This window comes from Streptomyces sp. NPDC043896 (assembly GCF_056435605.1).
In genome coordinates, this window is the sequence record NZ_JBWKEE010000046.1 from 1 (window position 1) to 21,954 (window position 21,954).

20 protein-coding genes and 1 pseudogene are annotated in these 21,954 nt (G+C 73.5%); 6 read left to right on the forward strand and 15 right to left on the reverse strand.

Annotation, left to right across the window (positions count from 1 at the left end):
- The 11 genes and pseudogenes from AC069X_RS36720 to AC069X_RS36770 all read right to left on the reverse strand — a co-directional run.
- A pseudogene (locus AC069X_RS36720) lies at nt 1-227 on the reverse strand (sulfate ABC transporter substrate-binding protein); the annotation flags it as partial.
- Between the two features lie 216 nt (nt 228-443).
- On the reverse strand, nt 444-1,772 hold the full coding sequence (locus AC069X_RS36725; RefSeq protein WP_478735839.1) for a sulfate adenylyltransferase subunit 1: 1,329 nt from the start codon (nt 1,770-1,772) through the stop codon (nt 444-446).
- A 2-nt stretch (nt 1,773-1,774) separates the two neighbouring features.
- Entirely contained in the window at nt 1,775-2,716 is a 942-nt protein-coding gene (gene cysD / locus AC069X_RS36730; RefSeq protein WP_478735841.1) for a sulfate adenylyltransferase subunit CysD, read from the reverse strand.
- Nucleotides 2,713-3,303, reverse strand: coding sequence for an adenylyl-sulfate kinase (cysC, locus tag AC069X_RS36735; RefSeq protein ID WP_478735843.1), 591 nt, complete (start codon nt 3,301-3,303; stop codon nt 2,713-2,715). The genes cysD and cysC overlap by 4 nt, the downstream gene beginning before the upstream one ends.
- Nucleotides 3,303-4,001: a phosphoadenylyl-sulfate reductase gene (locus AC069X_RS36740; RefSeq protein WP_478735845.1), complete on the reverse strand. Its 699-nt coding sequence runs from the start codon at nt 3,999-4,001 to the stop codon at nt 3,303-3,305. The genes cysC and AC069X_RS36740 overlap by 1 nt, the downstream gene beginning before the upstream one ends.
- Entirely contained in the window at nt 3,998-4,177 is a 180-nt protein-coding gene (locus AC069X_RS36745; protein ID WP_125815005.1) for a hypothetical protein, read from the reverse strand. Before AC069X_RS36745 ends, AC069X_RS36740 begins: the two co-directional genes overlap by 4 nt.
- Nucleotides 4,174-5,880: a nitrite/sulfite reductase gene (locus AC069X_RS36750; protein ID WP_478735847.1), complete on the reverse strand. Its 1,707-nt coding sequence runs from the start codon at nt 5,878-5,880 to the stop codon at nt 4,174-4,176. The genes AC069X_RS36745 and AC069X_RS36750 overlap by 4 nt, the downstream gene beginning before the upstream one ends.
- A 220-nt stretch (nt 5,881-6,100) precedes the next feature.
- Complete coding sequence (locus AC069X_RS36755) at nt 6,101-6,184, reverse strand: putative leader peptide (RefSeq protein ID WP_312847410.1); 84 nt, start codon at nt 6,182-6,184, stop codon at nt 6,101-6,103.
- A gap of 419 nt (nt 6,185-6,603) precedes the next feature.
- Nucleotides 6,604-7,167, reverse strand: a complete 564-nt coding sequence (locus AC069X_RS36760; RefSeq protein ID WP_478735849.1) for a GNAT family N-acetyltransferase — start codon at nt 7,165-7,167, stop codon at nt 6,604-6,606.
- 5 nt (nt 7,168-7,172) lie between these two features.
- Nucleotides 7,173-8,438, reverse strand: coding sequence for a GAF domain-containing protein (locus tag AC069X_RS36765; RefSeq protein ID WP_478735866.1), 1,266 nt, complete (start codon nt 8,436-8,438; stop codon nt 7,173-7,175).
- A 398-nt stretch (nt 8,439-8,836) separates the two neighbouring features.
- Nucleotides 8,837-10,480, reverse strand: coding sequence for an acyl-CoA dehydrogenase family protein (locus tag AC069X_RS36770; protein ID WP_478735851.1), 1,644 nt, complete (start codon nt 10,478-10,480; stop codon nt 8,837-8,839).
- A 17-nt stretch (nt 10,481-10,497) separates the two neighbouring features.
- Here AC069X_RS36770 and AC069X_RS36775 point away from each other — a divergent pair, with 17 nt between their 5' ends.
- Nucleotides 10,498-11,622, forward strand: a complete 1,125-nt coding sequence (locus tag AC069X_RS36775) for a YihY/virulence factor BrkB family protein (RefSeq protein WP_478735853.1) — start codon at nt 10,498-10,500, stop codon at nt 11,620-11,622.
- A 397-nt stretch (nt 11,623-12,019) separates the two neighbouring features.
- A complete protein-coding gene (gene rsgA / locus AC069X_RS36780; RefSeq protein ID WP_478735855.1) occupies nt 12,020-13,129 on the forward strand; it encodes a ribosome small subunit-dependent GTPase A in 1,110 nt (369 codons plus the stop codon).
- Nucleotides 13,130-13,265: 136 nt separating this feature from the next.
- Here rsgA and AC069X_RS36785 read toward each other — a convergent pair whose 3' ends face one another.
- Nucleotides 13,266-13,751, reverse strand: coding sequence for a DUF456 domain-containing protein (locus tag AC069X_RS36785; RefSeq protein ID WP_478735857.1), 486 nt, complete (start codon nt 13,749-13,751; stop codon nt 13,266-13,268).
- A gap of 24 nt (nt 13,752-13,775) precedes the next feature.
- Nucleotides 13,776-14,741 carry a helix-turn-helix domain-containing protein gene (locus AC069X_RS36790; RefSeq protein WP_478735868.1) on the reverse strand — a complete coding sequence of 322 codons (966 nt, stop codon included), beginning with the start codon at nt 14,739-14,741 and terminating at the stop codon, nt 13,776-13,778.
- A gap of 231 nt (nt 14,742-14,972) precedes the next feature.
- Here AC069X_RS36790 and AC069X_RS36795 point away from each other — a divergent pair, with 231 nt between their 5' ends.
- From AC069X_RS36795 to AC069X_RS36805, 3 genes are all read left to right on the forward strand, one after another.
- Nucleotides 14,973-16,235 (forward strand): protein phosphatase 2C domain-containing protein, encoded by a 1,263-nt coding sequence (locus AC069X_RS36795; RefSeq protein WP_478735859.1) that lies wholly within the window; start codon nt 14,973-14,975, stop codon nt 16,233-16,235.
- 64 nt (nt 16,236-16,299) lie between these two features.
- Entirely contained in the window at nt 16,300-18,042 is a 1,743-nt protein-coding gene (locus AC069X_RS36800) for a pyruvate dehydrogenase (RefSeq protein WP_478735860.1), read from the forward strand.
- A 183-nt stretch (nt 18,043-18,225) separates the two neighbouring features.
- A complete protein-coding gene (locus tag AC069X_RS36805; RefSeq protein WP_478735870.1) occupies nt 18,226-18,609 on the forward strand; it encodes an ATP-binding protein in 384 nt (127 codons plus the stop codon).
- A 54-nt stretch (nt 18,610-18,663) separates the two neighbouring features.
- On the opposite strand, the gene AC069X_RS36810 is transcribed toward AC069X_RS36805, so the two are convergent.
- Nucleotides 18,664-19,722: a DUF2637 domain-containing protein gene (locus AC069X_RS36810; RefSeq protein WP_478735861.1), complete on the reverse strand. Its 1,059-nt coding sequence runs from the start codon at nt 19,720-19,722 to the stop codon at nt 18,664-18,666.
- Nucleotides 19,723-19,914: 192 nt separating this feature from the next.
- Nucleotides 19,915-20,784, reverse strand: coding sequence for a (2Fe-2S)-binding protein (locus AC069X_RS36815; RefSeq protein WP_478735863.1), 870 nt, complete (start codon nt 20,782-20,784; stop codon nt 19,915-19,917).
- A gap of 219 nt (nt 20,785-21,003) precedes the next feature.
- Here AC069X_RS36815 and AC069X_RS36820 point away from each other — a divergent pair, with 219 nt between their 5' ends.
- Nucleotides 21,004-21,651 carry a GntR family transcriptional regulator gene (locus tag AC069X_RS36820; RefSeq protein WP_478735871.1) on the forward strand — a complete coding sequence of 216 codons (648 nt, stop codon included), beginning with the start codon at nt 21,004-21,006 and terminating at the stop codon, nt 21,649-21,651.
- Nucleotides 21,652-21,954: the final 303 nt, after the last annotated feature.

The window sequence follows — 21,954 nt, forward strand, 5'->3', positions numbered from 1 at the left end:
TCCTGGAGGCCGACCAGCGCGGTCGCGTGCGTCAGGTTCGGGAAGTACCCGATGCGGACCTCGGAAGCGGAGAGCTTCTGACCGCCGGCCGCGGCCGGCTTGTCCTCCGGCTCGGTCTTCTCGGCCTGGGAGCCGTAGCCGCACGCGGTGAGCAGCAGGGGAAGCGCCGCCGTGAGGGCGAGGACGCCGCGGCGGAGGGCCTTGCGGGTGGTGCTGGTGGCAGGCACGGGAGGACTTCCTCTCGACGCGCCGTCTGGGTCTACGGCGCAGGTCTTCGTCGGTGGAGCGAGGGCGGGTACGGCTCGTGGAGGGCGGGGGCGCACATGCGGTGCGCGTGCGTCATCGCGCACATCGCGCCACCCCTCCCTGGCCGCTGCCGAGTGCGCCGCTGCCTACGCGGCCGCCCTCCTTGGCGAAGGTGGTGTACATGTCGGCGAGCATGGTCAGAAGTCCCAGCCCTCGTCGTCCGCCTGTACGGTCTCGGCCTTGGAGGCGAAGGACTCGCCCGCCATGCCCGCCGCCAGGGTGGTGCCGTCGGCCGGGTCGATGAGGAGGAAGGAGCCGGTGCGGCGCGAGTCGGCGTACGCGTCGAGCGCGAGCGGCTCGGCGGTGCGGACGACGACGCGGCCGATGTCGTTGGCGACCAGCTGCCCGGGGTTCGGGTGCTGGGAGAGGTCGTCGAGGGTCAGCCGGGAGGGGATCTCCTTGACGATCGCCTTGACCGTGCGCGTCGTGTGCTTGAGCAGCACCCGCGCACCCACGGCCAGCGGCTGGTCGGCCACGTGGCAGACCGTCGCGACGACGTCCTGGGTGGTGGCCGGGGCGCTCGCGGCCGGCGCGATCAGGTCGCCGCGCGAGATGTCGATGTCGTCCTTGAGGCGCAGGGTCACCGACTGCGGGGACCAGGCGATGTCCACCGGCTCGCCGAGGGCGTCGATGCCCTCGATGACGGAGGTGCGGCCCGACGGCAGGACGGTGACGGCTTCGCCGACGCGCAGGACGCCGGAGGCGATCTGGCCCGCGTAGCCGCGGTAGTCGGGGTGTTCGGCGGTCTGCGGGCGGATCACGTACTGCACCGGGAAACGCGCCGGGCAGGCCGTGAGGTCGTGGCTGACCGGGACGGTCTCCAGGTGCTCCAGGACCGTCGGACCGCCGTACCAGTCCATGTTGGAGGACGGCTCCACGACGTTGTCGCCGGCCAGCGCCGAGATCGGGATCGCGGTGATCTCCGGGACGCCCAGCTCGGTGGCGTACGCGTTGAACTCCTCGGCGATCTCCGCGAAGACCGACTCCCGGTAGTCCACGAGGTCCATCTTGTTGACGGCGAGGACGACGTGGGGGACGCGCAGGAGGGCGGCGACGGCGGCGTGGCGGCGGGTCTGCTCGATGACGCCGTTGCGGGCGTCGACGAGGACCACGGCGAGGTCGGCGGTGGAGGCACCGGTGACCATGTTGCGGGTGTACTGCACGTGCCCGGGGGTGTCGGCGAGGATGAACCGGCGGCGGGCGGTGGCGAAGTAGCGGTAGGCCACGTCGATGGTGATGCCCTGCTCGCGCTCGGCCCGCAGGCCGTCGGTGAGGAGGGCCAGGTCCGGGGCGTCCTGCCCGCGGTCGGCGGAGACCCGCTCGACGGCCTCCAGCTGGTCCTCCAGGACCGACTTGGAGTCGTGCAGGAGGCGGCCCACCAGGGTGGACTTGCCGTCGTCGACGGAACCGGCGGTGGCGAAGCGCAGCAGCGTGGTGGCGCTGAGCTGCTCGGTGGTGGTCGTCATGGCTAGAAGTACCCTTCGCGCTTGCGGTCTTCCATCGCGGCCTCGGACAGCTTGTCGTCGGCGCGGGTGGCGCCCCGCTCGGTGAGGCGGGACACGGCGATCTCGGCGATCACGGCGTCGAGGTCGGCGGCGTCGGAGTCGACGGCGCCGGTGCAGGACATGTCACCGACGGTGCGGTAGCGCACGAGGCGCTTCTCGACCGGTTCGGTGTCCTTGGGGCCGCCCCATTCGCCGGCGGTCAGCCACATGCCGTTGCGCTGGAAGACGTCGCGTTCGTGCGCGAAGTAGATCGCGGGGAGTTCGATCTCCTCGCGGGCGATGTACTGCCACACGTCCAGCTCGGTCCAGTTGGACAGCGGGAAGACGCGGACGTGCTCGCCGGGGGCGTGGCGGCCGTTGTAGAGCTGCCACAGTTCGGGGCGCTGGCGGCGGGGGTCCCACTGGGAGAACTCGTCGCGCAGGGAGAAGACGCGTTCCTTGGCGCGGGCCTTCTCCTCGTCGCGGCGGCCGCCGCCGAACACGGCGTCGAACTTCAGCTGCTGGATCGCCTCGGTGAGGGGGACGGTCTGGAGCGGGTTGCGGACGCCGTCGGGGCGTTCGCGGAGCTTGCCGGCGTCGATGTACTCCTGGACGGAGGCCACGTGCAGGCGCAGGCCGTGCCTGGCGACCGCGCGGTCGCGGTAGTCGAGGACCTCGGGGAAGTTGTGCCCGGTGTCGACGTGCAGCAGCGCGAAGGGCACCGCCGCGGGGGCGAACGCCTTCAGCGCCAGGTGCAGCATGACGATGGAGTCCTTGCCGCCGGAGAACAGGATCACCGGCTTCTCGAACTCACCCGCCACCTCACGGAAGATGTGCACCGCCTCGGATTCGAGGGCGTCGAGGTGCGACAGCGCGTAGGGCGCGTCGGAGCCGGACTCGGTGTGCAGGTGCGCGGCGGTGGTCATGCCAGACCCCTCTCGGTGAGCAGTGCGTGCAGGGCGGAGGCCGACTCCTGCACGGTCTGCGTGTGCGACTCGATACGGAGGTCCGGGGCCTGCGGGGCCTCGTAGGGGTCGTCGACGCCGGTCAGACCGGAGATCTCGCCCGCAGCCTGCCTGGCGTACAGCCCCTTCACATCACGCTCGGAGCACACCTCGACCGGGGTGGCCACGTGCACTTCCAGGTAGTTCGTCGAAGCGTCGGCGTGCCGCTTCGCGACCGCCTCACGGCTGTCGGCGAACGGGGCGATCACCGGGACGAGGGCCTTGACGCCGTTGCTCGCCAGGAGCTCGGCCACGAACCCGATCCGCTGCACGTTGGTGTGCCGGTCCTCACGGCTGAAACCCAGACCCGCCGAGAGGAACTCGCGGATCTCGTCCCCGTCGAGCACCTCCACCCGGTGCCCCTCGCCGCGCAGCCGCTCGGCCAGCGCGTACGCGATGGTGGTCTTGCCCGCGCTGGGCAGACCGGTCAGCCACACCGTGGCCCCCTGGCCGGTCACGCTCATCCGCTTCTCCGTAAGTTCCGTGGTTTCCGTAGCTGTCGTGGTCATCAGCCGTGCAGCCCGCACTCGGTCTTGCCGAGCCCGGCCCAGCGGCCGGCCCGTGCGTCCTCGCCCTCCGCGACCCGGCGGGTGCACGGGGCGCAGCCGACGGAGGCGTAGCCGTCCATCAGCAGCGGGTTGGTCAGCACCCCGTGCTCGGCGACGTACGCCTCCACGTCGTCCTGCGTCCAGCGGGCGATGGGGGAGACCTTGACCTTGCCCCGCTTCTCGTCCCAGCCGACCACCGGCGTGTTCGCCCGGGTCGGGGACTCGTCGCGGCGCAGACCCGTCGCCCACGCCTCGTACCCGGTCAGGCCCTCTTCGAGGGGCTTGACCTTGCGCAGGGCGCAGCACAGGTCCGGGTCGCGGTCGTGGAGCTTCGGCCCGTACTCGGCGTCCTGCTCGGCGACCGACTGACGCGGGGTCAGCGTGATGACGTTGACGTCCATCACCGCCTCCACCGCGTCACGCGTGCCGATCGTCTCCTCGAAGTGGTAGCCCGTGTCGAGGAAGACCACGTCCACCCCCGGAGCCACGCGCGAGGCCAGGTGGGCGACGACCGCGTCCTCCATCGAGGAGGTCACGCAGAACTTCTTCCCGAAGGTCTCCACCGCCCACCGCAGGATCTCCAGCGCGGGCGCGTCCTCCAGGTCCCGGCCCGCCTGCTCGGCGAGTTCTCTGAGACTGACGTCTTGAGTAGTGGTCATATCTCGTCCCCTCCAGCGGTGTTGGACTGAACACCCCGGGCCAGCAGCCCGAGGTACTTCAGCTGGAAGGCTCGGTTGCAGGCCCTGCATTCCCAGGCGCCGTGACCCGTCTCGTGGGGAAACAGGTCCTCGTCGCCGCAGTACGGGCAGTAGAACGGTGCGGCGCGCTCGCTCATGAGAGGCTCGCGTCGCTGGCGCGGCCGACCCAGGCGGCGAAGCGCTCGCCGTCCTCGCGCTCCTCGGAGAAGCGCTTGACGACCCGCTCGACGTAGTCGGGCAGACCGGCCGAGGTGACCTTGAGGCCGCGGACCTTGCGGCCGAAGCCGGCCTCCAGGCCGAGGGCGCCGCCCAGGTGGACCTGGTAGCCCTCCACCTGGTTGCCGTCGTCGTCCAGGACCAGCTGCCCCTTGAGACCGATGTCCGCCACCTGGATACGGGCGCAGGCGTTCGGGCAGCCGTTGATGTTGATGGTGATCGGCTCGGCGAAGTCCGGCAGGCGGCGCTCCAGTTCGTCGATCAGCGAGGCGCCGCGCGCCTTCGTCTCGACGATGGCCAGCTTGCAGAACTCGATGCCGGTGCAGGCCATCGTGCCGCGGCGGAACGGGGACGGCTTGACCCGCAGGTCCAGCGCTTCCAGGGCCGCGACGACCGAGTCGACCTGGCCGGCCTCGATGTCGAGGACGATCATCTTCTGCTCGGCCGTGGTGCGCAGGCGGCCGGAGCCGTGCTGCTCGGCGATGTCCGCGATCTTGGTGAGGGTGGCGCCGTCCACGCGGCCGACGCGGGGCGCGAAGCCGACGTAGAACTTGCCGTCCTGCTGCTGGTGGACGCCGACGTGGTCGCGCCACTGGCCGCTGGGCTGCTCGGGCGCGGGGCCGTCGGTCAGCTTGCGCTTCAGGTACTCGTCCTCCAGGACCTGGCGGAACTTGGCCGCGCCCCAGTCGGCGACCAGGAACTTCAGGCGGGCGCGGGTGCGCAGCCGGCGGTAGCCGTAGTCACGGAAGATCGAGATGACGCCCTCGTAGACGTCGGGGACCTCGTCCAGGGAGACCCAGGTGCCGAGGCGGACGCCCAGCTTCGGGTTGGTGGACAGGCCGCCGCCGACCCAGACGTCGAAGCCGGGACCGTGCTCGGGGTGGTTCACGCCGACGAAGGCGATGTCGTTGATCTCGTGCGCCACGTCGAGCAGCGGCGAGCCGGAGATCGCGGACTTGAACTTGCGGGGCAGGTTGGAGAAGTCCGGGTTGCCGACGATGCGGCGGTAGATCTCCTCGATGGCGGGGGTGCCGTCGATGATCTCGTCCTGGGCGATGCCGGCGACGGGCGAGCCGAGGATGACGCGGGGCGTGTCACCGCAGGCCTCGGTCGTCGAGAGGCCGACGGCCTCCAGCCGGCGCCAGATCTCCGGGACGTCCTCGATCCGGATCCAGTGGTACTGCACGTTCTGGCGGTCGGTGAGGTCGGCGGTGCCGCGCGCGAACTCCTCGGAGATCTCGCCGATGACGCGGAGCTGCTCGGTGGTCAGCCGGCCGCCGTCGATGCGGACGCGCAGCATGAAGTACTTGTCGTCCAGCTCCTCCGGCTCCAGGATCGCGGTCTTGCCGCCGTCGATCCCGGGCTTGCGCTGGGTGTAGAGGCCCCACCAGCGCATACGGCCGCGCAGGTCGTTGGGGTCGATCGAGTCGAAGCCCGTCTTGGAGTAGATCGTCTCAATGCGTGTCCGCACGTTGAGACCGTCGTCGTCCTTCTTGAACTGCTCGTTGCCGTTGAGGGGCGTGTGGTGCCCGACGGCCCACTGGCCCTCTCCGCGGTGACGGCCGGTCTTGCGGCGCGCTGCGGCTGCGGGGGCGGCTGCGGGCGTTTCAGGGGTGGCGGCCATGGCGGGTACGTCCTTCTTCAACGGCTCGAGGTGGAGGCAGGGGGGAGCGGCGGCGCGCCCCTGTTCACGCTGGAGTCTCTGAGCAGGTGTGGCCGATTTCCGCCCGTGTGTCGGGGTTGCCGACGGGCAGGGGGCGGTGTTCGGCCTCAGGGGGCTTGCGGGTGATCGACGCGTCCGCGGCGGCGGGGACTGCGGCGATGTGCGGCGGGTGCTGGTTCCGTCAGCGTGCCGGACAGATGGCGCTGGACATGCGGCCGAGGTCGACGTGCCGCCGACTCACCAAGGCAATTCCAGCTCCATTCATGGCCGAAGCGTGTCATGTGCCGATTGGAGGAGTCCACTACTGTCCACGATCCGGACGAAGTCGTCCCGGATCATGAGATCGCGTGACCGCTGTCACGTGTCTTCGGGTTCCTTCGCGGCGCGGCCGGGCCTCCACGGTATGCGGCGGTGAGCGCCCCCGGCCAGGCCGGATTCCGTCGCCGGCGGCGGGGTGCGGGGGCGGGCCGGAGGCCCGCTCGGACCGGCCTGGGTGCCCACTGCGCGGGGCGTCGCGGCCGGTGGGCGGGTGGCCGGGTGCGCCGCTGCGCGGGGCGAGCTCACCTGCCCGCCCTTCCACCGTTCACCGGGGCTCCGCCCCGGACCCCGCGCCTCACACGCCGGCGGGGCTGGATGTGCCCGTCCGGCAGGGCGCCGGCCCACCCCGTAACCCCCGGCCAGGGGTCAGGCTCCCGGCCAGGGCCCCGGCGTGGGGGTTTCCGCCTTCTCTTCCGTCTCCGTCTTGAAGACCTTGAAGCCGCGGCGCCGGTAGTTGTCCATCGCCGTCGGGCCGTCCTGGCTGCACGTGTGCACCCACACCCGGCGGGTGGCCTCGCGGTCCGGCCAGCGCGACGCGAGGTCCCAGGCGCGGGCCGTGCCGAAGCTCAGCAGGTGACCGCCGATGCGGCGGCCCCGGAAGTCCGGCAGGAGCCCGAAGTACATGATCTCGACCACGCCGTCGGCCTGCGGGTCCAGCTCGACGTAGCCCGCCGGGGTGCCCCGGTCGTACGCGACCCACGTCTCCACGCCCGGCCGTTCCAGCAGTTCCACCCACTCGGCGCGGGTCAGCGACAGCCGGTCCGTCCAGTGGATGTCCCCGCCCACCGAGGCGTACAGGTAGCGGCTGAGCTCCGGCGAGGGGACCTCCGCGCGGGTGATGGTGATCTCCGGGCCCGGCACGGCCGCCGGGACGAGGTCCGACGGCGACGTCATCTCGAGGGACCAGGTGGTGAGTGTGATGGTGCTCATGCCGTTCAGGGAATCACGGGCGCCCCGCCGCGGCCCAGGCGGGCCCGGACCACCGCCGGGGCGGTGGAGTGGGGCAGCAGCCGGCCCGGGTCCGCGGGGCGGATCAGCTCCACCTCCACGTCCTCCGCGAAGCGGTACGGCCGGTGCGTCAGCACCCCCGCGAGGTGCCGCCGGACCCGGGACAGCTCGGCGCGGACCGTCACCGTCCGCGTCGGGTCCCCGAACAGCTCGGCGGCCAGCTCCGCCGCCGTACGCCCGCGCGGGGTCTCCGCGAGCAGGAACAGCAGCTCCGCGTGGCGCGGGCTCAGCTCCTGCGACCAGCTCCCGGCGGCCCCGTACACGGTCGCCGACCAGGAGCGGGGCCGGCTCAGGTCGAGCACCACCCGGCTCACCGCAGGGGCGCCGGCCCGCGGCTCGGCCAGCCGCAGCAGCCAGCCGCCGGGCAGCGGCTCCGCCACGCAGTCGCCCAGCTGCGGGATCCACACCGGGCCGGGGGCCGGGGCCTTCGGCAGGGCGATCCGGTCGGCGGGGGCCAGCCCCGTCACCGCCGCCGTCCAGCCGTGCGGGTCCACGGCCACGGCCCTTCCGGGCAGCCGGGCCAGCAGGGGGGCCGCCACGGCCCGCAGCCGCTCCAGGGACTCCAGGTGCCGCACCCGCAGCTCCCGCTCGGCGAGCCGGGCCACGGAGCTGACCCAGGCCAGGGTCGCGGGGTGCATGGTGTCCAGCGGCCCGCTGACGTCGACCACGCCCAGCAGCCGGCCGTCCTTCGGGTCGTGCACGGGCGCCCCGGCGCAGGTCCAGTCGTGGTGACTGGAGACGAAGTGCTCCGCCGAGAACACCTGGACCGGCCGCCGCGTCACCAGGGCGGTGCCCACCCCGTTCGTGCCGACCACGGCCTCGTCCCAGTCGGCCCCCACCGCGAAGCCCAGCCGGTCCGCCTTGCGCAGGATCGACCGGTGCCCCTCCCGCCACAGCAGCCGCCCGTCCGCGTCGGCGACGACCATGATGTGCAGGGCCTCGTCCAGCGCGGGGAGCAGCCCCTCCCGCAGCACCGGGAGGATCTCCCGCAGCGGCGAGATCTGACGCCGCTCCTCCGTCTCGGCGGCGGACAGCATCCGCGAGCGGGCGTCCCGGTCGGGGTGCACCCCGCCGGCGAGCATCCGCCGCCAGGACTCGGCGATCTCCGGGCGGGGGGCGGCGGGCGGCTGGTCCCCGGCCAGCGCGGCGGCCCGTACCCCCTTGAGCAGGCGCGCCGCCTCGCGCGCGTCCATGGCCGAGATGCGCGCCACGTCGACCGCGCTGCCTGCGGTGTTGGCCACCGGAACCTCCCCGTGCTGAACAGGACGTACTGCGCAAGCCGCCCCCCGAGGCGCACGCGCGTACTTCCCGGGCACATGCGGCGGGCGAATTCCGCGCCGTAAGGAATGCAGGGTTGCAACGGTATGCAACCTTCGCCAACCCCCGGTCACCCGACCGAAACTATCGGCACGCCGCCGAGCGGCGTGACAGCTCCTTCCTCGGGGCTCTTGGACCAGGGGTGGTGCCGAGTCGGCGCGGCGCCACCCCGGGTCCCACCTCCACGGGCTCGGATCCGGTGCTGAGCGCTCCGGCGGCCGTAGTGGTTTGGGGACCACCACGGCCAGGGAGCACGGCGGTTTGGGGACCGCCGTCAGCCCGTGATCCGCGCCCGTGCCACCACCGCGGCCAGGTCCAGACTGTGCGGGAGCGTCCCGAAGGCCGCCCCCCAGTCGCCGCCGAGCCGGGACGCGCAGAACGCGTCCGCCACCTCGGGCGGAGCCCACCGCACCAGCAGCGAGCCCTGCAGCACCAGGGCCATCCGCTCCACCACCCGCCGGGCCCGCGCCTCGATCCCGTCCAGGTCGGCCAGCTCGGTCAGCAGGTTCTTGATCGCCGCGTCCAGCCGGTGGTCGGCGCCCCTGGCCAGCCCGACCTCCTGGAGGAAGGCGTTCAGCGCCTGCGGCTCGCGCTGGAGCGCGCGCAGCACGTCCAGCGACTGGACGTTGCCCGAACCCTCCCAGATGGAGTTCACCGGGGATTCGCGCAGGAGTCTCGGCAGCCCGGACTCCTCGACGTAGCCGTTGCCCCCCAGACACTCCAGGGCCTCCGCCACCATCGGCGTACACCGCTTGGTCACCCAGTACTTCGCGGCGGGCACCGCGAGGCGCAGGAACGCCCGTTCCTGGTCGGTCCCGGCGTCGTACGCGGCCGCGAGGCGCAGCGTCAGGGCCGTGGCCGCCTCCGACTCCAGGGCGAGGTCGGCGAGCACGTTGCGCATCAGCGGCTGCTCTATGAGCGGTGCTCCGAAAGCGGAGCGGTGCTCCGCGTGGTGGACGGCCTGCGTCAGCGCCTGCCGCATCAGCGAGGCCGAACCGATCACGCAGTCCAGCCGGGTCGCCGTGACCATCTCGATGATGGTCCGCACCCCCCGGCCCTCCTCGCCCACCCGGCGCGCCCACGTCCCGGAGAACTCGATCTCACCCGAGGCGTTCGACTTGTTGCCCAGCTTGTCCTTCAGCCGCTGGATGGCGAACACGTTCCGCGTCCCGTCCGGCAGCACCCGCGGCACCAGGAAGCACGTCAGCCCTCCCGGTGCCTGCGCCAGCACCAGGAAGCCGTCCGACATCGGCGCCGAGCAGAACCACTTGTGCCCGGTCAGCACGTACTCCCCGGCGGCGTCCAGCGGGGCCGCCGTCGTCGTGTTCGCCCGGACGTCGCTGCCCCCCTGCTTCTCCGTCATCCCCATCCCGAAGAGGACCCCGGCCTTCTGCCCCGCCGGCCGCAGCCCCTCCTCGTACACGTGCGAGGTCAGCCGCGGCTCCCACTCCGCCGCCAGCTCCGGATCCGCCCGCAGCGCCGGCACCGCCGCGTGCGTCATCGAGACCGGGCAGCCGTGCCCCGCCTCGGCCTGCGACCACAGGAAGAAGCCCGCCGCGCGCCGCAGGTGCCCCGCCGGACGGCCCCAGGCGTCGGTGAGCCCGGCACCCACCGCGTGCCCGAGCAGCCGGTGCCACGACGGATGGAACTCCACCTCGTCGATCCGGTTCCCGTAGCGGTCGTGCGTCCGCAGTACCGGCGGGTTCTCGTTCGCCTCCCGGCCCCAGCGCTGCGCCTCCTGCGAGCCGGCGGCGCGGCCGAGCGCGGTGAGCTCCTCCCGTACCTCGTCGCGGAGTTCGGGGGCCGCGCCGGCGAGGTGCCGCTCCACGCCCTCGGTGAGGGCCCGGTCGCCGAGGTACACCTCGTACCCGACGAGCGGCGGGGCCTGGTTGCTGACTGTGTGGGTGGTGGCTGCCATGCGGATACCGTAAGGACGTGCAGCCAGCAAAAGAAACACCCGAGGGGATCCCGGCACGCTCGGGACGCCTCCACCGGGCCCGCGCCCTCTACCGCAACGTCTCCAAGCGCAAGATGGGCTGGCTGCTCCTCAAAGACACCGTCAACTCCTGCATCGAGTACCGGATCCTCGGCCTGGCCGCCGAAGCGGCCTTCTTCACCCTGCTCTCCCTGCCCCCGCTCTTCCTCGGCCTCCTCGGCCTCCTCGGCTACGTGGACGGCTGGACGAACACCCAGTCCGTGGCCAGCATCGAGGAGAACATCCTGCGCGCGGTCGGCACCGTCCTGTCCGACCGGGGCGTCAACGAGATCGCCAGACCCATGCTCGACGACGTCACCAGCCGCGGCCGGCCCGACCTGATCTCCCTCGGCTTCGCCTTCGCCCTGTGGTCCGGCTCCCGCGCCGTCAACGTCTTCATCGACACCATCACCGTCATGTACGGCCTCGACGGCCAGCGGGGCATCGTCAAGACCCGGCTGCTCGCCTTCCTCCTGTACGTGATCGCCCTGCTGATCGGCGCGATCGTGCTGCCGCTGATGGTCGTCGGGCCCGACGCCGTCGTCCGCCTGGTGCCCTGGAGCACCGAGGTGATCGCCGTCCTCTACTGGCCCGTGGTCACCCTGCTCTCGATCGCCTTCCTGACCACGCTCTACCACGTCTCCGTCCCCGTCCGCTCGCCGTGGATCGAGGACGTCCCGGGCGCGCTCGTCGCGCTCGCGATGTGGGTGCTCGGCTCGTTCCTGCTGCGGATCTACCTGACCAACACGGTGGAGGGCCCGACGATCTACGGGTCCCTGGCCGCGCCCGTCGCGATCCTGCTGTGGATCGGCATCTCGGCCTTCGCCGTGCTCGTCGGCGCCGCCGTCAACGCGGCGATCGACCGGGTCTGGCCCTCGGTGGCCACGGCCGCCGCCCGCGAGGCCAACGAACGGGTCCGCGAGGCCGAGGCGGCCCAGCTCGTCGCCCGCGCCGCCGCCTGGCGGGCCCTCGCCGAGGGGGAGTCCGAGGACGACGAGGACGCCGGGATGCCGTCGGAGTTCCCCGAGCGCTGGTCGAACTTCCTGCCGCCCGACGACTACACCGCCAGGCTGCGCAAGCACTGACGCCCCCGGCCCGGGAAGGCCCTCCGGGGCGCCGGACGCCCCCGCGGACCGGCGCCCGTCAGCTCCGCGCACGGCGCGTCCACCTCGACGGGGGACTCGTACACAAGAGCGGACGGCGGCGCGCCGCGCCCGCCGGCGGGGACGCGCGGACCGGCGCCGGTCAATTCGGTGGTGCCGCGCCGCCGGGCCGGTTATGGTTCCGGAGGAACGGGGCCGAGGCGGCTCCGCGAGCAGCAGGAAACCGGAGGTGAGGACATTGATGACTGTCACGGAGACGGGTGTTGCCCGCATTCAGGAGTTCGTCATCGTTTCCGCCCCCGTGGTCTCCGGCTGACCTCACACCCATCGCACCGCCGCCGAGCGGGCGCTGCCGGGGCCACCCTGTGAAGGGTTCCCCTTGACTCTCTCTTCCCCCTCTTCCTCCCCTTCCCTCGCCTCCTACGGCTGGGACGGGGTGTGGGCCGCCGAGTTCGCCCCGTACGCCGCCCAGGGACTCCTCCCGGGCCGTGTCGTACGCGTCGACCGGGGCCAGTGCGACGTCATGACGGAGGACGGCGTGATCCGCGCCGACACCGCCTTCGTCACCCCCCACGACCCGCTCCGGGTCATCTGCACGGGCGACTGGGCCGTCGTCGAGACGGCCGGCAACCCGCGCTACGTGAAGGCGTACCTGCCGCGCCGGACCGCCTTCGTACGGTCCACCTCCTCGCAGCGGTCCGAGGGGCAGATCCTCGCGGCCAACGTCGACCACGCGATCATCGCGGTCTCGCTCGCCGTCGAGCTCGACCTCGGCCGGATCGAACGCTTCCTCGCGCTGGCGTGGGAGTCGGGAGCCCAGCCGCTGGTCGTCCTGACCAAGGCGGACCTCGTCCCGGACCCGGCCGCGCTGGCCTACCTGGTCCAGGACGTGGAGACCACCGCCCCCGGCGTCCAGGTCCTCACCGTCTCCTCGCACACCGGGGAGGGCACCGACGTCCTCGCCGCGATCGTCGCCGACGGTACGAGCGTGCTGCTCGGGATCTCCGGCGCGGGCAAGTCCACCCTGGCGAACGCGCTGCTCGGCGCGGACGTCATGGACGTCCGGGAGACCCGAGAGGTCGACGGCAAGGGCCGCCACACCACCACCACGCGCAACCTGCTCGCCCTGCCGGGCGGCGGCGTCCTGATCGACACCCCGGGACTGCGCGGCGTCGGGCTGTTCGACGCGGAGGCGGGCGTGGGGCAGGTGTTCTCCGAGATCGAGGAGTACGCCGAGCGGTGCCGCTTCCACGACTGCGCCCACGAGGCGGAGCCGGGGTGCGCGGTGCGGGAGGCGGTAGCGGAGGGAGCCCTCCCGGAGCGGCGCCTGGAGAGCTACCGCAAGCTGCTCCGCGAGAACCAGCGGATCGTCGCGAAGACGGACGCCAGGCTCCGCGCGGAGATCCGCCGCGACTGGCGCCTGAAGTCGGCGGAGGGGCGGCTGAACCACGCGGCGAAGCGGGGAGGCCAGGGCCTGTCGTCGAAGTAGCGCCGGTCAGGCCCGCGGTGCCGGGCGCCGCGGGCCGGGCGGAACCTTGACGACCCGGCCGGGCCCTCGCCCCGGCCGGGCGGTGACCGGGTGGGGGCGGTCTCCCCGCCCGGCCGCCGCCCGGGGGAGCACTCCGTCAGGGGGACGCCAGTACGGCCCCCACCCACGCCGCCGTCACCATCAGGCACGCCACCAGCTCCACCAGTACGCTCGTCCCCACCGCCCGCATCACCGCCCGCACCGACGCCCAGGCCTCCCCGTGCGTGCCCAGGCGGCGGCGTTCGCACAGGTAGACGCCGCCCACGAAGCCCGGCACCGCCCCCACCACCGGGAGCAGCACGAAGCCGGCGAGGGCGCCGACGCCCGCGTACGCCGCCATCCGGCGGGTGACGCCGACGCCCCGCAACCGCCTCGGCGGCAGTTGCCACTTCACCACCTGCACCACCAGCAGCAGCGCCGTCGACGCGACCAGGACCCCCCACGCCGACGCGGACCGCTCGTGCAGCGACCACCACAGCAGGCCCGCCCAGACCAGCCAGGTCCCCGGCACCCCCGGGACCAGCACTCCCAGCAGTCCGAGCAGCAGCACCAGCCCCACCAGGAGCAGCTGCGGCAGATCCATGCGCCCAGGGTGACGGACCCCCGGCTAGCGGGCCACCCAGCCCCGTTCGTACGCGTGCCAGCCCAGCTGGAGCCGGGTCGTCACGCCCGCCAGCTCCATCAGCCCCTTCACCCGCCGCTGGACCGTCCGCAGGCCCAGCTCCAGGTGCTTGGCCACGCTCGCGTCGGTCATCCCCGCCAGCAGCAGGGAGAGGATCTCCAGGTCGGTGGTGTCGGGGCCGCCGTCGCCCTCCTCCGGGTGGCCCGTCGCCCCCAGCCGCAGCGGGAGGGATTCCCGCCACACCGCTTCGAAGAGCCCCCGCAGCGATTCCAGGAGTCCCGACGCGTGGACCACCAGGGCCGCCGGCTCCGCCCCGGGCGCCGTCAGCGGGACCATGGCGAGGGCGCCGTCCGCGATCACCAGATGCGTGGGGACCGCCGCCGTCACCCGGATCAGTTCGCCGCGCGCCAGCGCGCTGGAGGCCTCGCGGATCCCGCCGGGCAGGGCGAGCACCTCGCGTTCGACGACCACCCGGTGCCCGACGCCCCGGTCCCGGGACTCGTCGTCCGGCCCGGCGGGCGCCTGGGGCCGGGCGGCGACCAGGGCGCAGACCTCCCGCGTCGCGCCCGCCCGCAGCTGGTGGAAGCGGTGCGCCACGGCGCTCGCGCCCGTCACCACCTCCACCAGGTCGTGCACCGCCGGCTCGGCGGCCTCCGCCCGGAACTCCCGCGCCAGCGCCGAGGCGGCCAGCTCGGCCCGTTCCAGTTCGTGCCGCTGCCGGTTCAGAAGCGCTCCGAGGGCGACGCCCGGCGGCGCCGCCACCCAGCGGCCCGGGCGGGCCGAGGAGCGGGCGGCCAGCCCGTGGCGTTCCAGGTGCCGCAGGGCGCGTTCCGTCTGGGGCACCGGCAGCGTCAGCCGGTGTGCCAGATCGGGCACTTCCGCCGCCCCCAGTGCCACCAGCGCGCGGTACGCCGCTTCCTGGCCCTCGTCCAGGCCTATCGCTCCCAGCAACCCGTCCACCCCCACTCCCCAGGGCCGTTCCCGGCGGGAAGCGGCCACGGCGCGAACCCGCCGCGGCCATCTTCGCCGCATGAGCCGCCCGTGCGCCAAGGCGCGTGCGGTGCGACGGGCGTGAAGGTGGGCGTACGTGCGAAGTCCGGCCTTCTGTACGGGGATCGCGGGAGCGGACCCATTTCGCGCATTCGGGGTTTTCCGCCGCCCCGTCGGGCCGAGAATGGGGGCATGAGTCAGCAGGGCGCGGAGGACTGGTGGCAGAAGCTGTACGAGGACCCCGACGCGGGTTCCGTCCCCGACCCGGGGGACACCCTGGAGCAGCGCTTCCGCTCGGCGTCGGTCCTGGTGACGGACCGGGCTCCGGCCGAGCCGCCGCTGCCGTCCCCCCGCCGGGAGCCCCCGGCGGCACCGCTCGTCCCGCCCGCCAGGCGCGCGGAGTCACCGCCCGCGCCGCCCCGGCCGCCGGTGCCCCCGCCCCCCGAGGGGCTGCCGGCCGTGCCGCCGGCACCGCCCGGGTACCCGGCGGCCGGGGCGGTGGACCCGCGGCTGGCCGGGGAGACCGGGTACGCCCGGGGGGACGTGGCCGTGCCGCCCGCGCCGCCGCCGGTGCGGGAGCCCGAACCCGGTCCCGGGCCGGAGCCCGAGCGGCCCGCGGTACGGCACCTCGGCGACCGCGCCCCCACCTACGCCGCCGAGCCCGGAGCGCTGCCCGCCGCCGACCCGGCCGCGCTCGACTTCCTGACCCCCGACACCGTCCTGGAGGGGGCCCGCTACGGCACGTACACCCTACGCGCCGCCTCCCTGCGCGGGGACTCGGCCCGCTACCGGGGCGAAGCCCGGCGGGACTTCCTGCTCACCGCCCGCTTCGGCGGCGGCGACGACGCCCTGGTGCTGGTGGTGCTGGCCGGCGGGGACCGGGCCGCCCCCGGAGCCCGCGAGGCCGCCGCGGAGCTGGGCCACCTCGTCGCGGCGGCCGTCGGGCGCAGCCGTGAGCGGCTCGCCGACGACATCCGGGCGGGCCGCCGCGAGGCCCTGCTGTCGGGGCTCCAGCGCCTCACCGACCGGGGCTACGGGCGGCTGCGGGCCCGCGCCGCCGAGCTCGGGCTCGCGGAGGAGGCGTACACCGCCGGGCTGCGCGGGCTCCTGCTGCCGCTGGACCCTCGGTGCCCGAACCGGATCTGCTTCGGCGCGGGGGCAGGCGGGGCCTTCCGGCTGCGCTCCGGCCGCTGGGAGGACCTGGAGCGGGACACCCGCGCCGAGGACGGCGGCTTCCGGTTCCGGGCCTCCGTGGCCCGCCCGGGTGACACCCTGCTGCTCTGCTCCGGCGGCCTCGCCGAGCCCATGCGGGAGGAGGGCCTGCTCCCGGCCGAGCTGGCCGCCCGCTGGTCGCAGGGGGAGCCGCCGGGCCTCGCGGCGTTCCTCGCGGACACCCAGCTCCGCCTCAAGGGCTACGCCGACGACCGGACGGCCGCCGCGCTCTGGGAGGCGTAACCGCGCGGGACGTGCGTGGATGGAAGGCGCACACGGCTCGCGGGAACCGGAAAGGGCGCCTTCCATGGCCAGGCAGAACGTGGCGGAGCAGTTCGTGGACATCCTCGTGCGCGCGGGCGTGCGGCGGATGTACGGGGTCGTCGGCGACAGCCTGAACCCGGTGGTCGACGCGATCCGCCGGACGGGCGGCATCGAGTGGATCCAGGTCCGCCACGAGGAGGCGGCCGCGTTCGCGGCGGGCGCAGAGGCCCAGCTCACCGGCAGGCTCGCGGCCTGCGCCGGCTCCTGCGGCCCCGGCAACCTGCACCTGATCAACGGCCTGTACGACGCCCACCGCTCGATGGCCCCCGTCCTCGCGCTGGCCTCGCACATCCCCTCCGGCGAGATCGGTCTCGGCTACTTCCAGGAGACCCACCCCGACCAGCTGTTCCGGGAGTGCAGCCACTACAGCGAGCTGATCTCCAACCCGGCGCAGATGCCCCGGCTGCTCCAGACCGCCGTCCAGCACGCCGTCGGCCGCGGCGGCGTCAGCGTCGTCGCGCTGCCCGGCGACATCGCCGCGCAGCCCGCCCCGGAGAAGGCGGTGGAGCACGCTCTCGTGACGGCCCGGCCGACGGTGCGGCCGGGCGACGGGGAGATCGAGAAGCTGGTGCGGCTGGTCGACGCGGCCGACCGGGTCACGCTGTTCTGCGGCAGCGGCACGGCCGGCGCGCACGCCGAGGTGATGGAGTTCGCCGGCCGGGTGAAGGCCCCCGTCGGCCACGCCCTGCGCGGCAAGGAGTGGATCCAGTACGACAATCCGTACGACGTCGGCATGAGCGGGCTGCTGGGCTACGGGGCCGCCTACGAGGCCACGCACGAGTGCGACCTGCTGATCCTGCTCGGCACGGACTTCCCGTACAACGCCTTCCTCCCCGACGGCGTGAAGATCGTCCAGGTGGACATCCGCCCCGAGCACCTGGGCCGCCGCTCCCAACTGGACCTCGCGGTCTGGGGGGACGTGCGGGAGACCCTGCGCGCGCTGAACGCGCGGGTCCGGCCGAAGGACGACCGGCGCTTCCTGGACCGGATGCTGAAGAAGCACGCGGACGCGCTGGAGGGGGTGGTGAAGGCGTACACCCGCAAGGTGGAGAAGCACACGCCGATCCACCCCGAGTACGTGGCGTCGGTCCTCGACGAACTCGCGGACGAAGACGCCGTGTTCACCGTCGACACGGGCATGTGCAACGTGTGGGCGGCGCGCTATCTTTCCCCGAACGGCAAGCGCCGCATCATCGGCTCCTTCAGCCACGGTTCCATGGCCAATGCGCTTCCGCAGGCCATCGGCGCACAGTTCACGGACCGCCGCCGTCAAGTGGTGTCGATGTCGGGTGACGGCGGTTTCTCGATGCTGATGGGAGATTTCCTCACCCTGGTGCAGTACGACCTGCCCGTCAAAGTGGTTCTCTTCAACAACTCCTCCCTGGGGATGGTGGAGTTGGAGATGCTGGTTTCCGGCCTCCCTTCGTACGGAACGACGAACCGCAATCCCGACTTCGCCGCGATCGCCCGCGCGGCGGGCGCCTACGGGGTGCGCGTCGAGAAGCCCAAGCAGCTCACGGGCGCTCTGAAGGACGCGTTCCGGCACAAGGGACCCGCTCTGGTGGATGTGGTGACGGATCCCAACGCGCTGTCGATGCCGCCGAGGATCAGCGCCGAGATGGTGACCGGATTCGCACTTTCTGCCGGCAAGATCGTGCTGGACGGCGGGGTGGGCCGGATGATCCAGATGGCTCGATCCAACCTCCGCAACGTTCCCAGGCCCTGAGGCCGAAGGAGTGCGGACCGTCGCCGGGGGCATGCATTCCGTAGACCTGTTCGAGACCACGGGCAGCGCGATACGGGGAGGTATGTCGCCGTGCGGGTGGGGGCGAGGAGCGGGAAGACGTGGCGGACCGACCGGCCGGTGGCGCGGGAGCCGTCGCCGGCGGGCGAGCAGGACCGGGCCGAGATGGCGCGCAGCGTGCGCCGGGCCGATCTGAAGGCGGTGGGCGAGGTCCGCAGGGCCCTGCGGGAGCTGGTGCGCCACCGCTGCCGGGGCGAGACGGCCGAGGTGGCCGAGCTGCTGATCACCGAGGTCGTCACCAACGCCCTCGTCCACACCGAGCAGGGCGCCGAGGTGTCCGCGAGCGTCAGGGCCGGCCGGCTCCGGGTCGAGGTCCGCGACCACGCCGCACGCCTGCCCCGGCCGCACGTACCGTCCGCCGACGACGGTACGCACGGCCGCGGACTGGTCCTGGTGCAGGCGCTGGCCGACGCCTGGGGCGTGGATCCGCTCGTGAGGGGGCGCGGCAAGGTGGTCTGGTTCGAGCTCGGGGCGGCGGGTCCGGCCTGAGCGTGCGGAAGCGGGGTCCCCGAGGGATCCCCGCTTCCGGTGCGCGCGGTCCGGTCAGCCGAACTGCTGCTCCAGGTCCTTCAGTTTGCGCTCCAGGTGGTCGAGCCGGGGGATCGTCTGGGTGTCGTCCTCGGCGGTGAGGTCCACCGTCCGGTGCCCGGACGGATCAGGGGAGTCGGTACCGTTCACGGCCTGCAGTGAGGGCCTTCGGCGCAGGGGCAGCTGTCCCGCTTCCGATATGGCGGGCTCCGCGCCCACCGGCGCGGAGCCCGCCCCGGGGGCCAGCCCCGGCAGGTCGACCTGGCGCGCGCGGGCCCGCCCGAACGCCCTGTTCTGGCGGCCCAGTGCCTTGATGTGGGCGCGGTCCAGGCGGTGCTGCTCGCGCCTGCGGTGCCGGTCCTGCTCGCGTTCCTTCTTGTCCTCGCGCACCTCGTCCACCGCCTCGTCGAGGGTGCGGACCCCCTCCAGCAGCATGAGCGACCAGGCGCCGAAGGTCTCCCGGGGCGCCCGCAGCCAGCGGACCATGCGGATCTGCGGCAGCGGGCGGGGGATCAGGCCCTGTTCGCGCAGCGCCGCGCGGCGGGTCTGCTTGAGGGCCCGGTCGAAGAGCACCGCCGCCGAGAGCGACATCCCGGCGAAGAACTGCGGGGCGCCGTCGTGGCCCGTGCCGCGGGGGGCGTGGACCCAGTTGAACCAGGCGGCGGCCCCCGCGAACAGCCAGACCAGCAGCCGCGAGCCGAGGGCGGCGTCGCCGTGGCTGGCCTCGCGGACGGCGAGCACCGAGCAGAACATGGCGGCGCCGTCGAGGCCGAAGGGGACCAGGTACTCCCAGCCCCCGGAGAGGTTCAGGTTCTGCCGGCCGAAGCCGACGAGCCCGTGGAAGGAGAGCGCGGCGGCCACCGCCGCGCAGCAGAAGAGCAGGACGTAGGAGGCGGTCCCGTAGATGGCCTCCTTGCGGCGGCGGCGTTCCTCGCTGCGTTCCCAGCTGTCGTCGGCCGCGGCCTTCTCGCCCTCACGCTTGCCCCGGGCCAGCACCGCCACTGCCGCAAGCACGCCCAGGATCAACAGGCTGCCGGGCAGCAGCCAGTCCAGCGATATGTCGGTCAGTCTCATGCGGATGTCCCTTGCCTCGCGTATGCGGCTTTCCGGGCGCCATAGTGGCGCAGCCGGTCAGTGGTGCACGTGGGTTTCGGGGCAAGTGGACGCCAACGGGGGGCGGGTCCCGTCGGATAGGGTGTTGTGGGTCGAACTGGCGCTCGTGTCAGTCGAGTTGAGTTCGAATCGACTTCATCCGCACGGGTGGGTTCAGGCGGCGGCCTCCGTGAGCCGGGTGACGCGGTCGGCGTCACAGGTGCGCGGGCAGGTCGTACAGGTGTCCTCGGGCCGGATCGTGTAGAAGAAGCAGCAGCTCGCCCGGTCCCGGGTGGTCAGCTCCGCCCCGCCGGGCCCGGCGAGGGCGCGGAAGCCGGCGCCGGCCGCGTACGGGGCGAGCGCGCCCGGCAGCAGCAGTTCCAGTTCGCGTACCGCCCGCCGCTCCTCGCCGAGCAGGCTCCCGACGTACCAGAGGCCCTCGACCACCTCGTCCGAGGCCATCGCCCACAGGGCGCGGCGGCCGCGCCGCATCCGCGGGCCGAAACCTTCCAGCAGCGGTCCGAGGTGCTGGGCCACCGCTGCCCGCACCTCCTCCCGCAGGGCCTCCTCGCCGGGCACGACCCGCGCCCCGGGGAGGGCGGCCGCCGGGTCGTCCGGCAGGCACGCGAACTCCTCGACGCGTACGGCCATCCGCCCCTGGGTCCGGTGGAAGGCCACCCGGTCCACGGGCAGCCGGGGCACCCGGCGCTCCAGGAACCACGGGACGGTGATCAGCAGGCAGGCCGGCCAGGCGTACCGGTGGAGGCCGAACCCGGCCACCACGTCGGGCCTGCCGCGGCGCCCGTAGTCCCGCAGCACCTGGGCCTCGTCCCACGCGAGGTGGGCGTCCAGGGCCGCGCCGCCCTCCGCGAGCTCGTGCGCACCGACCCAGCCCACACCGCGAGGGAGGGGTTCGTGCGCGCCGTGCTCCTCGGCCCGCAGGCCCGGGTAGGCGGCCGCCATGCGCTCGTACGCGCGCGCCACCGGAGAGCCGGCCGGGGCGGGTGCGGACGGGAGCGGGGCGGGAACAGCCGGGCCGGGCATGGCGGACCACCGAATCACGCGTCGGGAAAGAAGGTAAGCCTTACCTTAGCTGATCTCGGGCGGTGTGGGGAGTACCGCACGGGCCCGGCCTTCCGGGGACCGTCGCCTATCCTCGGAACCGGTCGAGACCCGGAGGAGGACCGAGTGCGCGAAGCGGCCCATGCCCTGGTGTCGGTGCCGGTACCGGAGGACGAGGTGGCGCGGACGCCGCTGATCCCGATGCAGAAGACCCCGCGGAAGACGCCGCGGAAGGTGCTGCGCCATTCGGTGCGCGGACAGGTCCTGGACGCGCTGCGCGCCGCCCTGGTGGACGGAGAGCTGGTCCCGGGGGAGATCTACTCGGGCCCCGCGCTCGGCGAGCGCTTCGGTGTCTCCGCGACGCCCGTCCGCGAGGCGATGCAGCAGCTGGCGCTGGAGGGGGCGGTGGAATGCCTGCCCAACCGCGGCTTCCGGGTGCTCACCCGCACCCCGCGCACCCAGGCGGAACTGTCCGAGGTCCGGGCCCTGATCGAGGTGCCCGTGATGCTCAGGCTGGCCCGCTCCGTGCCCGCCGCCACCTGGGAGTCCCTGCGCCCGGCCGCGCTCGCCACCGCCGAGGCGGCCGCCGAGGGGGACCTGCCCCGGTACGCGGAGGCCGACCGGGCCTTCCACCGGGCGGTGCTCTCGCTGTCGGGCAACGGGCAGCTGACGCAGATCGCGGAGGAACTGCACCGGCGCGCGCAGTGGCCCCTGCCGGGCGCCCCGCGGGTGCGGCGGGCCGATCTGGTGGCCGACGCGGCGGAGCACTCGGCGCTGCTGGAGGCGCTGGCCGCGCAGGACCTCCCGGCCGTGGAGTCCCTGGTCCGGTCCCACTTCGCGGGCGCGTAGCCGCTGCCCGCTGCCGCTGCGCGGGGCCGTCCCCTGCCCGCCCTTCAACCGTTCTCGCCTCGGACGCCGGCGGGGCGTGAAAGGTCCCGGGGCTCCGCCCCGGACCCTGTTGCGCTCAATCGCCGCGCGGGCTGGAATTCGCGCAGCGAATTTCCGGCCCCGCCGGCGTCTGAGGCGCGGGGGTGCGGGGGTGGGGGGGGGGGGGGGGGGCGGGGGAGGAGGGGAAGCCCATGAAACAGGGGAAGGGAGGGTGGGGGACACAACCCCCACGAAGTGGGGTCTCCGCCCCCGGGGTTTTTGCCC